The sequence below is a fragment of the Daquilactobacillus linshuiensis genome, assembly GCF_052828685.1.
Genome location: NZ_CM128255.1, coordinates 1 through 13,944 on the forward strand (window position 1 = coordinate 1; position 13,944 = coordinate 13,944).

General features: G+C 31.1%; 12 protein-coding genes. All 12 read left to right on the forward strand.

What is annotated here, in order from left to right; genetic code table 11:
* Positions 1–1,347: a chromosomal replication initiator protein DnaA gene (gene dnaA / locus ACUV9F_RS00005; protein ID WP_446183644.1), complete on the forward strand. Its 1,347-nt coding sequence runs from the start codon at positions 1–3 to the stop codon at positions 1,345–1,347.
* Between the two features lie 166 nt (positions 1,348–1,513).
* Complete coding sequence (dnaN, locus tag ACUV9F_RS00010; protein ID WP_446183645.1) at positions 1,514–2,647, forward strand: DNA polymerase III subunit beta; 1,134 nt, start codon at positions 1,514–1,516, stop codon at positions 2,645–2,647.
* Positions 2,648–2,833: 186 nt separating this feature from the next.
* Positions 2,834–3,049, forward strand: a complete 216-nt coding sequence (gene yaaA, locus ACUV9F_RS00015; RefSeq protein ID WP_446183646.1) for a S4 domain-containing protein YaaA — start codon at positions 2,834–2,836, stop codon at positions 3,047–3,049.
* 2 nt (positions 3,050–3,051) lie between these two features.
* Positions 3,052–4,182: a DNA replication/repair protein RecF gene (recF, locus tag ACUV9F_RS00020; protein WP_446183647.1), complete on the forward strand. Its 1,131-nt coding sequence runs from the start codon at positions 3,052–3,054 to the stop codon at positions 4,180–4,182.
* 2 nt (positions 4,183–4,184) lie between these two features.
* A complete protein-coding gene (gene gyrB / locus ACUV9F_RS00025) occupies positions 4,185–6,152 on the forward strand; it encodes a DNA topoisomerase (ATP-hydrolyzing) subunit B (protein WP_446183648.1) in 1,968 nt (655 codons plus the stop codon).
* Positions 6,153–6,166: 14 nt separating this feature from the next.
* Entirely contained in the window at positions 6,167–8,638 is a 2,472-nt protein-coding gene (gene gyrA, locus ACUV9F_RS00030) for a DNA gyrase subunit A (RefSeq protein WP_446183649.1), read from the forward strand.
* 194 nt (positions 8,639–8,832) lie between these two features.
* A complete protein-coding gene (rpsF, locus tag ACUV9F_RS00035) occupies positions 8,833–9,126 on the forward strand; it encodes a 30S ribosomal protein S6 (RefSeq protein ID WP_446183650.1) in 294 nt (97 codons plus the stop codon).
* 46 nt (positions 9,127–9,172) lie between these two features.
* Positions 9,173–9,667, forward strand: a complete 495-nt coding sequence (gene ssb / locus ACUV9F_RS00040; RefSeq protein WP_446183651.1) for a single-stranded DNA-binding protein — start codon at positions 9,173–9,175, stop codon at positions 9,665–9,667.
* A gap of 28 nt (positions 9,668–9,695) precedes the next feature.
* Positions 9,696–9,938, forward strand: a complete 243-nt coding sequence (gene rpsR, locus ACUV9F_RS00045) for a 30S ribosomal protein S18 (protein ID WP_446183652.1) — start codon at positions 9,696–9,698, stop codon at positions 9,936–9,938.
* A 112-nt stretch (positions 9,939–10,050) separates the two neighbouring features.
* Positions 10,051–12,045, forward strand: a complete 1,995-nt coding sequence (locus tag ACUV9F_RS00050) for a DHH family phosphoesterase (RefSeq protein WP_446183653.1) — start codon at positions 10,051–10,053, stop codon at positions 12,043–12,045.
* A gap of 14 nt (positions 12,046–12,059) precedes the next feature.
* The gene (gene rplI / locus ACUV9F_RS00055; protein ID WP_446183654.1) at positions 12,060–12,512 is read left to right on the forward strand and encodes a 50S ribosomal protein L9; all 453 of its coding nucleotides are present in this window, start codon (positions 12,060–12,062) and stop codon (positions 12,510–12,512) included.
* 19 nt (positions 12,513–12,531) lie between these two features.
* Positions 12,532–13,911 (forward strand): replicative DNA helicase, encoded by a 1,380-nt coding sequence (dnaB, locus tag ACUV9F_RS00060; protein WP_446183655.1) that lies wholly within the window; start codon positions 12,532–12,534, stop codon positions 13,909–13,911.
* Positions 13,912–13,944 lie beyond the last annotated feature (33 nt).

Below are 13,944 nucleotides of genomic sequence, written 5' to 3' on the forward strand. Positions count from 1 at the left end.
GTGTCAGAAAATCGTAATTTAGATTTAGAAACCTTCTGGGCCTATCTAGAAGAAAAATTAAAAAATGAATATTCACCTGTTAGTTATTCAACTTGGATACAAACTGCAACTCCTATTTCACTAAATGAAAAAAATATTATTATTGAAGTCCCTCTAGCCTTACATAAAGATTATTGGGAAAGAAATCTAGCGAATAAAGTAGTCGAAGCAGCTTTTGAGTTATATTCAACCGATATATCGCCAATTATCCAAGTTAAATCAGAACACCCAACTAATAACTCTGAAAATGAACAAGAAGAAACAACACCCGAGGTTAAAGCCCCTGCTGCCCATTTAAATAGTAAGTATACTTTTGAAACCTTTGTTACTGGTTCTGGTAATCAAATGGCACATGCTGCTGCTTTAGTGGTTTCTGAAGAACCTGGTGTTTTATACAATCCCTTGTTCATTTATGGGGGCGTTGGTTTAGGTAAGACTCACTTAATGCAAGCTATTGGTCATCAACTACTGAATAAAAATCCAAGTGCCAATGTAAAATATGTAACTAGTGAGACATTTGCTAATGATTTTATAAATTCAATTCAAAATAAAACTCAAGATGAATTCAGAAATTCTTATCGTAATGTTGATCTTTTAATGGTAGACGATATTCAGTTCTTTGCTGACAAAGAAGGAACTCAAGAAGAGTTTTTTCATACTTTTAATGAACTTTATAATAATAAAAAGCAAATTGTTCTTACATCAGATCGTTTACCAAATGAAATTCCTAAATTGGAAGAAAGACTTGTATCACGATTCAAGTGGGGACTATCAGTTGATATTACTGCTCCTGATTTAGAAACAAGAATTGCTATTTTAAGAACAAAAGCCGATTATGAAAATTTAGAAATTCCTGACGAAACCCTTTCTTATATAGCAGGACAAATTGATAGTAATGTTCGCGAACTTGAAGGAGCATTGGTAAGAGTACAAGCATATTCGACAATACAAAAATCCGATATTACAACTAGCTTAGCTGCAGACGCAATGAAGGGCTTGAAGCTTTCTAAAAAGAAAAAAGGATTAACAATTACTCGAATACAAGAAAGAGTTGCAAAGTACTTTAAAATATCTGTAGAAGATATTAAAGGAAAAAAAAGAGTACATTCTATTGTTATTCCTAGACAAATTGCAATGTATTTATCTCGTGAGCTTACCGATAAATCTCTTCCACAAATCGGTCAAGAGTTCGGTGGCAAAGATCATACAACAGTAATGCATTCATGTGATAAAATTTCTGAAGAATTAAAACTTGATACAGAACTAAAAAAAATGGTTAATGATTTAAAAAATGAACTAAAAAACTAGTTGTGTATAAATATAATTTTTTCCACTAGTTATCCACAATAGTTATTAACATGTGTATATCTTTTTATAACGGGGCTTAGCCTAATTTTCAACAGAATTAACAGGGCCTACTACTATTACTACTATTACTACTTAATATTATTAATAATATATAAAGGAGCATCATATGAAATTTTCTATAGACAAAAATATCTTTTCAAATAATGTAAATACAGTATTAAGAGCAATTAGCTCAAAAACTACTATTCCTATACTTTCTGGTATCTATTTAGAACTTAAAGATGATGGATTAACTATTTCAGGTAGTGATGCTGATATTTCAATAACAACTTTTATTACACAAGAAAATGCTGATAATAATTTAATGATTAATTCTTTAGGATCTATTGTATTGCCTGCCAGATTTTTTAATGAAATTATAAAAAAATTACCAGGTGATACTTTAAATATCGAAGTTTTGGAAAATAAACAAACAATTATCTCAGCTGGAAAATCAGAATTTACTATAAATGGTATTGATGCTATTAATTATCCTCATTTACCAGAAGTAGCAACAGATAATCAAATTGTTTTATCTACTGATCTTTTAAAAGAAGTAGTTAGCCAAACTGTAATTGCGGTTTCTAATCAAGAAAGTCGACCAATCTTAACTGGTGTTAATTTTGAAATTAAGGATGGCAAATTAAAAGCAGTTGCTACTGATAGTCATCGTTTATCACAAAGAGTTGTGCAGTTAGATAGTTCAAGTGATTATGACTTTATTATTCCGGGAAAAAGCTTATTAGAATTAACTAGAACAATTAATGATGATTTGTCAGAAATAAAGATGTCTATTTCTGAAAATCAAGTCCTATTTAGCTTAGGAGATACATTATTTTATTCAAGATTATTAGAGGGAAACTACCCTGAAACCGATAGATTAATTCCTGAATCATCAAATACTAACGTTGTATTTGATGCAACAGAATTGTTAGCCTCTGTTGAACGTGCATCATTGCTTTCACATGAAAGTAGAAATAATGTTGTTAAATTGCAAATTAATACTTTACAAAATAGTGTAACTATTTATGGAAATTCTCCTGAAGTTGGAACAGTTGAAGAAAATGTTCAATTTAAAAAAATTGAAGGGGAAGACTTAGAAATATCTTTTAACCCTGATTATTTAAAAGATTCTCTAAAAGTACTTGGAACATCTGAAATTGTGATGAAATTTACATCTCCATTACATCCTTTTACAATTGAACCTCAAAATGAAGATGATAATTTTGTTCAGCTTATAACTCCAGTAAGAACATATTAATTACTTTAAACATAAAAAATCGCTCATATGAGCGATTTTTTATGTTTTTAATATATTTATACCAAATAAGACTAAATTAGCTCATAATGCTTATATATAGCTTATAACATTGTTTTTATATCAAAAAAAGTTTATAATATATAAGAACGTATTTATTATTTGAATCAAAATAAAAAGGGGTAAAGAATGCAAGAATTCGTACTCACTAAGGAATTTATAACTCTTGGTCAATTACTAAAAGAAGCAGGAGTTATTTCAACAGGTGGACAGGCAAAATATTTTTTGCAAGAATATCAAGTTTATTTAAATGGTGAATTAGAAAATCGTCGTGGAAAAAAAATTCGTAATGGTGATGAAGTGAAAATTGAAGATAATGAAACTATTAAGATAGTTAGTGACTAGCTATGTATATTAAAAAAATTTCGCTTAAAAATTTTAGAAATTATGAATTCTTGGAAACAGAATTTTCACCTAATATTAATGTGTTTATTGGTAAAAATGCTCAAGGAAAAACTAATCTTTTAGAATCTTTTTTTGTATTAGCATTAGCAAGAAGTCATCGTACTTCTGATGATAAGGATTTAATTAAATGGGGTCAGGATTTTGCTAGAATTAATGCCAGAATTGAAAAAAATACTAATAGTGAGAAATTAGAACTCATAATTAGTAAAGCAGGTAAAAAAGCAAAAGCTAATAATCTAGAGCAAAAAAAACTCTCTAACTATGTTGGAAACTTGAATATTGTTTTATTTGCACCAGAAGACCTGAATTTAATTAAGGGAAATCCTACTCAAAGGCGAAGATTTTTAGATATGGAAATTGGACAAATTAGTCGAAGCTATTTATCTAACTTTAGTCAGTTTAAAAAAATATTACGTCAAAGAAATAATTATTTAAAACAACTTCAAAAAAAAGTTACTAAAGATAAGATTTATTTAGATGTATTAACAGATCAAATTGCAGCGTTTGGAACTGAAATAATTGTTGAAAGAAAAAAATTTTTAAAGAAGTTAGAAATATATATGCAGTCTATGCATACAAAATTAACTGAAGATAAAGAGTCTTTAAAAATTTTATATAAAACTAATAGTTTTGATGCTAGTTTGGATGATAAAGAAAAAATATATAATGATTTGAAAAATAATTATCATAAAAACTATGACAAAGAAATACGGGCAGGAACAACAATGTTAGGTCCTCAGCGCGATGATATTGCATTCTTGATAAATAAACGAGATGTTTCAGATTTTGGTTCACAAGGACAACAAAGAACCGTTATTTTAAGCATGAAACTTGCCGAAGTTGAATTAATAAAAGATGTAATTGGCGATTACCCTGTTCTTTTGTTAGATGATGTGTTGTCTGAGCTAGACGAAAATAGACAGACTCAACTTCTAAAGGCAATTGAAGATAATATTCAAACTTTTATAACTACAACAAGTATTGATGGAGTTAATAAAGAAATTGTGAAAAATCCGCAAATATATAATGTTGATGGTGGTCGAATAATAAAGAGTAGAGAGGAAAATAATTAGATATGGCTGAAGATAAGACAAATATTTCTGAAGAAGAATTAATTGAAGAAAAAGAAGAAAAAGCAAGAGAATATGATGCCAGTCAAATACAGGTTTTAGAAGGGCTAGAAGCTGTAAGAAAACGTCCGGGCATGTATATTGGTTCAACTAGCTCACAAGGACTACACCATTTAGTTTGGGAAATTATTGATAATGGTATTGATGAAGCTTTAGCTGGATTTGCAACTAGAATTGATGTTGTTGTTGAAAAAGATAATAGTATTACTGTTACTGATGATGGACGTGGAATACCAGTTGATATTCAAAAAAAGACAGGGAAACCAGCTTTTGAAACAGTCTTCACTGTTCTTCATGCTGGAGGTAAATTTGGCGGTGGAGGATACAAAGTATCTGGTGGACTTCATGGTGTCGGTGCCTCTGTTGTTAATGCTTTATCTAAAAAACTTGATGCAGTTGTAACTAAAGATGGTAAAAGATACTACATAGACTTTGAATTAGGTAAAGTTAAGACACCAATGAAAGTTATAGGTGATGCTCCTGAACATGAACATGGTACAAAAGTACACTTTGTTCCTGATGAAGATATATTTACTGAAACAACCGTCTATGACGATAAGATTTTAATAACAAGAATTCGTGAATTAGCATTTTTAAATAAGGGATTAAAAATAACGTTTATTGATATGCGTAAAGAAAATCCTGAGTTGACTGAATTTCATTATGAAGGTGGAATCAAAAGTTATGTTGAATTCATGAATGAAAATAAAGAAGTATTATTTCCTGAACCAATATATGTTGAAGGTCAACAAGATGGAATTAATGTTGAAGTTGCCTTGCAATACACTAATGACTATCATTCCAACTTGATGACTTTTGCTAACAATATTCATACCTATGAAGGTGGAACACATGAGTCAGGATTTAAGACAGCATTAACGCGAGTTATTAATGACTACGCTAAGAAAAACTCATTACTAAAAGGTGATGAAAAATTATCAGGTGATGATGTTCGTGAAGGTATGACTGCTGTTGTATCTGTTAAACATCCAGATCCACAGTTTGAAGGACAAACAAAAACAAAATTAGGAAATTCAGATGCTAGGTCAGTAACTGATAAAACATTTAGTGAAACCTTTATGCGTTTTATGTTAGAAAACCCAACGGTAGCAAGACAAATTGTTGAAAAGGGTAGTTTAGCTTCAAAAGCTCGTCTTGCAGCTAAACGTGCTCGTGAAGTTACAAGAAAAAAATCTGGTCTTGAAATAAGTAATTTACCTGGAAAATTAGCTGATAATTCTAGTAAAGATCCTGAAATTTCGGAATTATTTATTGTTGAGGGAGATTCAGCTGGTGGTTCAGCAAAATCAGGCCGTTCCCGCTTAACTCAAGCTATTTTACCTATTCGTGGAAAAATCCTAAATGTTGAAAAAGCAAGTATGGATAAGATTTTAGCTAATGAAGAAATCCGTTCATTATTTACTGCTATGGGAACCGGATTTGGTGAAGAATTCGATGTTTCTAAGACTAGATATCATAAATTGATTTTGATGACTGATGCTGATGTTGATGGAGCGCATATAAGAACACTATTATTAACACTTTTGTATAGATACATGCGCCCAATTGTTGAAGCAGGATATGTTTATGTTGCAAAACCACCATTGTATCAAGTGCGTCAAGGAAAAATGATGAAGTATATTGACTCTGATGAAGAATTACAAGAAGTTCTTGGAACCTTACAACCAAGTCCAAAACCAGTAATTCAAAGGTATAAAGGTCTTGGAGAAATGGATGCTGAACAGCTTTGGGAAACAACTATGAATCCAGAAAATAGAAGACTTGATCGTGTTGAGATTGATGATGCTGTAGCTGCTGATAAAGTATTTTCAATGTTGATGGGTGATAAAGTAGAACCAAGAAAAGAATTTATTGAAGAAAATGCAGTATTTGTTAATAACTTGGACATTTAGGAAGGTAAGATTTAATGAGTGATGAGATAGACCGTAGAATTAATACAATTGAGCTGTCACAAACAATGCGTACATCATTCCTGGACTACGCAATGAGTGTTATTGTTGCACGTGCATTACCAGACGTCCGAGATGGTTTAAAACCCGTTCATAGACGTATTTTATATGGAATGAATGAATTAGGTGTTACACCTGAAAAGCCTTATAAAAAATCAGCACGTATTGTTGGAGATGTAATGGGAAAATATCATCCCCATGGTGACAGTGCTATTTATGAATCAATGGTTCGTATGGCACAAGATTTTAGTTATCGTTATTTACTGGTGGACGGACATGGTAATTTTGGTTCAATTGATGGTGATCCAGCCGCTGCTATGCGTTATACAGAAGCACGTATGAGTAAAATTACGCTTGAAATGCTTCGTGATATTAATAAAGATACAATAGATTTTCAAGAAAATTATGATGGAACTGAACGTGAACCAAGAGTTTTACCAGCAAGATTTCCTAACTTACTAGTTAATGGTGCAACGGGTATTGCTGTTGGTATGACAACCAATATACCACCGCATAACTTAAAAGAAGTTATTGATGCTATTCATATATTAATGAATAACAAAGAAGCAACAACAGCTGATTTAATGAGTGTATTACCTGGACCTGATTTTCCAACTGGTGGTTTGGTTATGGGTAAATCAGGTATTAGAAAAGCATATGAAACAGGTAAAGGTAGTATTACTTTACGTGCAAAAACAGAGATAGAGACTACCAAAAATGGAAGAGAAAAAATTATTGTTACTGAACTTCCATATATGGTTAATAAGGCTCGATTGGTCGAAAGAATTGCAGAGCTTGCTCGTGATAAAAGATTAGAAGGTATTGTTGATTTAAATGACGAATCTGATCGTGATGGAATGCGTATTGTTATTGAAATCAGAAAAGATATGAGTGCTACTGTTGTTTTAAATAACTTGTTTAAACAAACTTCACTTCAAACATCATTTGGATTTAACATGGTTGCTATTGTTGAAGGAGCACCTAAAGTACTATCTTTAAAAGAAATTCTTTTAAAATATCTTGCTCATCAAGAGGAAGTAATTCAAAGAAGAACACGTTTTGATTTAAAAAAAGCTGAAGCAAGAGCTCATATTTTAGAAGGTTTGAGAATAGCTTTAGATCATATTGATGAAATAATTAGAATCATTAGAGGATCACAGACTTCTGAGATAGCTAAGAATTCATTAATAGAAAATTTCAAACTTTCTGATAAGCAGTCGCAAGCAATACTTGACATGCGACTCGTTAGGTTAACAGGACTTGAAAGAGATAAAGTTGAAGCGGAATATAATGATTTAGTAGCAAAAATTGCTGATTTAAAAGATATTTTGGCTAAACCTGAACGCATTGACAAAATTATTTATGAAGAACTTTTAGAAATTCAAGAAAAATTTGGAGATCCAAGACGTACAGAACTTCTTGTAGGTGAAGTTTTGAGTCTTGAAGATGAAGATTTAATTGAAGAAGAAAATATTTTGATTGTGTTAACCCATAATGGATATATTAAACGTCTATCAGCAGATGAATTTAAAGTTCAAAATCGTGGTGGACGTGGTATTCAAGGAATGGGAATTCATGATGATGATTTCATTGAACATTTAGTTTATACTTCGACTCATGATCAATTATTATTCTTTACAAATAGTGGTAAAGTTTATAAATCAAAAGGATACGAAATTCCAGAATATGGTCGTACAGCAAAAGGAATTCCAATTATTAATTTATTAGGAATTGATTCTAATGAATCTGTTCAAACTGTGATTAATGTTCCCAAAGATTCTGATAATGAAGAGAAAAATTTATTTTTTGTTACAGAACAAGGAACTGTTAAGAGAACGTCAGTAGATGAATTTAGTAATATTCGTAATAATGGTTTAAGAGCAATAACTTTAAAAGATGAAGATCAATTAAAAGATGTATATCTAACAGATGGAAAACAGGTTATTTTTATTGGAACTCATTTAGGATATGCAGTTACATTTAATGAAACTGATGTAAGAACGATGGGTAGAACTGCATCAGGTGTTCGAGGTATTAGATTAAGAGAAAATGATTATGTTGTTGGTTCTTCTATATTGAAACCAGAATCAGAAGTGCTTGTTATATCAGAAAATGGATATGGTAAACGTACCCTTGCAAGTGAATATCCTGTTAAGGGTCGTGGTGGAAAAGGAATTAAGACTGTTAATGTAACTGAAAAAAATGGTCCATTAGCAGGATTAACAGTTGTTGATGGTGATGAAGATATCATGTTAATAACTAATAAAGGTGTTATGATTCGTTTCCACGCAAAGGACGTTTCTCAAACCGGACGTGCAACTTTAGGAGTAAGACTAATAAGAGTCGATGATGATGCAATTGTTTCTACGATGGCTAAGGTAGCTCCAGAAGAAACCGATGAAGAAATAAGCGAAGATAATGATGAATAAAAAATAATCATAAATGCGTAATTTGATATGTATACTTAATTAAGTATCACGTGTCAGAGCATTTATGATTTTTTTATAGATATTATCAAAGAAATATGGTATTATCTTTTACTGTGAGTATTAGAACTTTAATTAGTTCCGTGCTCCTTGTTCTTATTTATATAGGAACCATTAGACCAAGAGGAGGTGCCAAAATGGCAGCACATTACGAAATTACATATATCATCAAACCTGATCTTGATGAAGCAGGTAAGACCGCAGTTGTTGATAAGTTTGATAAAATTCTTAAAGACAATGGTGCTGAGATCATTGAATCTAAAGACTGGGAAAAACGTCGTCTAGCATATGAAATTGCTGGTTATCATGAAGGTTTGTATCATATCACAAACATTAACGCTAATGATACACAAGCTACTAGCGAATTTGACCGTCTTGCAAAGATTGATGAATCAGTTCTTCGTCAAATGATTGTTAAACGCGAAGATTAATTTAATGTTTCACATGAAACATTTCAAATAAAGGAGGCAGATATTTATGATTAATAGAGTTGTATTGGTTGGTCGTCTGACACGTGACCCTGATTTGAGATATACTGCCAACGGTGCAGCAGTTGCTAGTTTTACAATTGCTGTTAATCGTCAATTTACAAATCAGCAAGGTGAAAGAGAAGCTGACTTCATTAACTGTGTTATTTGGAGAAAGGCTGCAGAAAACTTTGCTAATTTCACAAAAAAAGGATCATTAGTAGGAATTGATGGTCGTTTACAATCTAGATCTTATGAGAATCAACAAGGTCAAAGAGTGTATGTGACTGAAGTTGTTGTAGATAATTTTTCATTGCTAGAATCAAAATCAGCAACTGAAAATAGACCTTCATCAGCTCCAAATAATAACAACAATTCTTACAATAATGTTTCTAATAATGGTAATGAAAATAATAACAATGATAATGCTTTTGATGCAAAAGCAGATCCATTTGCTGACAATAGTCAACCAATTGATATTTCAGATGATGATTTACCATTCTAATTATTTAATATTATAGGAGGAATAATCCATGGCTCAACAACAAAGACGTGGTGGCGGACGTAGACGCCGTAAAGTTGATTTTATTGCAGCTAACCACATTGAATATATCGATTACAAAGATACTGAATTACTTAAGAGATTCATCTCAGAAAGTGGTAAAATTTTACCTCGTCGAGTAACTGGTACTAGTGCAAAGAATCAAAGAAGTTTAACAACAGCAATTAAAAGAGCTAGAATTATGGCTTTATTACCATTCGTTGCTGAAGACTAAAATTATTATTTAAAGGGTCGTACTCATAGTGCGATCCTTTTTCTATTCAATCAATTAGTTAGTTTGTGTGGTAAAATTGTAAGGTATATAAAATAGTATATAGAGGATATTTATGAAAAAAATATTAGAAAAATATAATTTAACTCTATTAAAAAATTCTCCAGCACTAACAACCGCAGTAACAATTATATTTGTTATAACAGTTATTTCGGCACTTATTGGATTGTTTGTTAATCCATTGTTTGGAGTTATACTGTCTGCAATCAATTTTGCAATGGCGTTTCTTGTTTTATACTTATACTATGTCATGGAAAAAAGTATAAAGCATATTGCTTCTGATATGTCTTATAGATTAAATCGTGGTGAGCAAGAAGCAATTGTGAATATGCCATTGGGAATTGCACTGTATGATAAATATAAAAAAATCCAATGGATAAATCCTAAGTTTCAAAGTTATTTTGATGATAAAGATTTGATAGATGTTAAAGTAGAGGATTTAAGTGAAGAAATTTCAAGTCTAATTGATTCTGATAATTCTAATGAAGTTATTGTGATAAATATTAATGAAAAGGGATATGAGGCTTTTATAAATACTGAGCTCAAGACAATTTATTTGTATGATATCTCCAAGTATAATGATATTGAAAAAACTTATGACAATACTAGAATATCAATGGGTCAAATTTTTATTGATAACTATGATGAAGTAACCCAAAATATGACCGATAGAACAAGATCTAATCTTAATAATTTTGTTACCAATCAATTAACAAACTGGGCAAATAAATATAACGTTTATTTGAAAAGATTAGGATCCGATAGATTTTTAATTATTGCTTATATGAAAAATTTACAGGCAATTGAGAAAAATGAATTTAGTATTCTAGATACAATCAGAGAAGAAACTTTGAAACAAAATTCACCATTAACATTGAGTGTGGGAATAGCTTATGGAAGTGAAAATCTTATTTCCTTAGCTAAACAGGCGCAAAGTAATTTGGACTTAGCTTTAGGACGTGGTGGTGACCAAGTAGTTATTAAGTCTGAAAATGATAAGGCAAGATTTTTTGGTGGAAAGTCTAATCCTATGGAAAAGAGAACTAGAGTTAGAGCTCGTATGATAAGTCAAGCACTTCAAGAAGTATTAATCAATTCAGATAAAGTGTTTGTAATGGGACATGAAAGATCTGATATGGACTCATTAGGAGCAAGTTTAGGAATAAGACGAATTGCTGAAATGAATGGCAAGGATTGTAAAATTATCTTTGATGAAAATAATATTCATACTGATGTTAAACGTCTTAGAGAAGAACTAAGAAAAGACGAGGAAATTGATAAGAGCATTATTAGTATTGCTCAATCTAATGAAGAATTTGATGAGAATAGCCTACTTATATTGGTTGACCATTCTAAGCAAAGTATATCGATTAATTCAGATTTAATTGATAAAGCAAATGGTAGAATCGTATTAGTTGATCATCATAGAAGAGGTGAAGAATTCCCTGAAAATATGATGTTAGCTTATATAGAACCTTACGCTTCTTCTACATGTGAACTTATAACTGAAATGCTAGAATATCAACCAAAAGACACAACAAAAGTGAATAAAATTGAAGCTACAGCTATGTTAGCCGGAATAACTGTAGATACAAAATCTTTCTCATTAAGAACTGGAACTAGAACTTTTGACGCAGCTAGTTATTTAAGATCATTGGGAGCTAGTGAGCTTACGGTTCAAAAATTACTAAAAGAAAATATAAATTCATTTATTCAAAAGAATAAGTTAATTGAGTCTGTTGAAATGTTTGATAAAAATATCGCTATTTGTGCATCAGATGATGAAATTTATGATCCTGTAGTTGTTGCTCAAGCAGCAGATACTTTATTATCATTAAGTGATATAGAGGCCTCTTATGTAATTGCCCGTCGTTCTGATGATGTCATTGGTATTTCTGCAAGAAGTTTAGGCTCTTTGAATGTTCAAATTGTTATGGAAAAAATGGGAGGCGGTGGTCATCTTTCTAATGCCGCTACTCAAATCAAAGGTAAAGATACAAAAGAAGTTAAGAATCAGTTAATTGATATCTTAAAAAATAGTGATAAATAATAGGAGAAATTAAAATGAGAGTTATTTTCTTAGAAGATGTAAAAGGAAAAGGAAAAAAAGGAGAAGTAAAAGAAGTTGCTGATGGTTTTGCACAAAATTTTTTAATCAAGAATGGTAAAGCCAAGGAGGCTAATGCACAAGCAATAAGTGAATTAAAAGGGAAACAAAAAAAAGAAGAAAAGCTGGAAGCAAAAGATTTACAAATAGCTAAAGATTTAAAGAGTAAAATAGAAGATGATTCTACTATAGTTGAAATTAAGTCAAAAGCTGGTGAAGATAGTAGATTATTTGGTTCAATACCAAGTAAACAAATTGCTGAAACTCTAAAAAAACAATATGAAATACAAGTTGATAAAAGAAAAATTGATTTAAAAGAACCAATTAGAACTTTAGGTTATACAAATGTTAAAGTAAAACTACATAATGATGTAACTGCTACTATTAGAGTACATGTTGTAGCTGAGTAATTAAAAAGGGAATATAGTAATGAATAATGACTTTGGGAATAGAATTCCTCCAAATGATAAAGCTGCCGAACAATCTGTATTAGGAGCTATATTTTTAAATTCTGGAGCACTTATTGACGCAATCGAGTATTTAGTTCCAGAAGATTTTTATCAGCATGCAAATCAACTTGTTTTTAAAGCTATGATGACTTTAAATGATCGTGATGAAGCAATTGATGCGATTACAATAGTTAACGAACTTAAAAAAAATAATGAGTTAGAAGATGTCGGCGGTGCGAGCTATATTGCTGAATTAACAGAAGCTGTACCTACTGCATCTAATGTTATTTACTATGCAAAAATTGTAAAGAGTAAGTCCACTTTAAGAAGTCTTATATCTGCAGCATCAGATATTGTAACAAGTAGCTTTGATGAAAATGATGATATTGATGATATACTTGCTAATGCTGAAAAAAGTATTATGAATGTGTCTGAAGGAATTAATGAAGGCGGCTTTAAAAAAATCTCTGATGTTGTATCAGACTCACTAAAAGAAATTGAAGATCTTTCTAATGATAGTGATGAAGTTACAGGCCTATCAACTGGTTTTAAAGAACTAGATAGGCTAACGACTGGATTGCATGATGATGAATTAATTATATTAGCTGCACGTCCAGCCGTCGGTAAGACAGCTTTTGCTTTAAATATTGTTCAAAATGTAGCAACAAAAAGTAATGCTACTGTTGCCGTTTTTTCATTGGAAATGAGTGCTGAACAATTAGTAAGCCGTATGCTTTGTTCTGAAGGAAGTATTGATGCAAATCATTTAAGAACAGGACAGCTTGATCAAAATGAATGGCAAAATTTAATTGTTGCTATGGGAAGTCTATCCAAAACGTCAGTTTATATTGATGATACCCCAGGTGTAAAAATGTCTGAAATTAGGGCTAAATGTCGACGATTAGAAAAAGAAACCGGAAGTTTGGATTTAATAATTATTGATTATTTACAATTGATTGAAGGAACTGGTCAAGAGAATAGACAACAAGAAGTTTCAGCAATTTCGAGACAGTTAAAAAAATTAGCTAAAGAGTTACATGTACCAGTAATTGCACTTTCACAATTATCTCGTGGCGTGGAGCAAAGACAAGATAAAAGACCAGTATTATCTGATATTCGTGAATCTGGTTCTATTGAGCAAGATGCTGATATCGTCGCATTCTTATATCGTGATGATTATTATGATACGGATTCTTCAGATGATGATTCTGATGAGTCAAGTAGCGACAATGCAAATCAAGATGTAGGAGAAGTTGAAGTAATTATAAGTAAAAATAGATCAGGCCCAAGAGGAACTGCCAAACTATTATTTGTGAAATCTTATAATAAATTTTCCAATATAGCTATGTATGCGGACTAATTCGTATATCATAGCCTTTTTTTATATCTTATA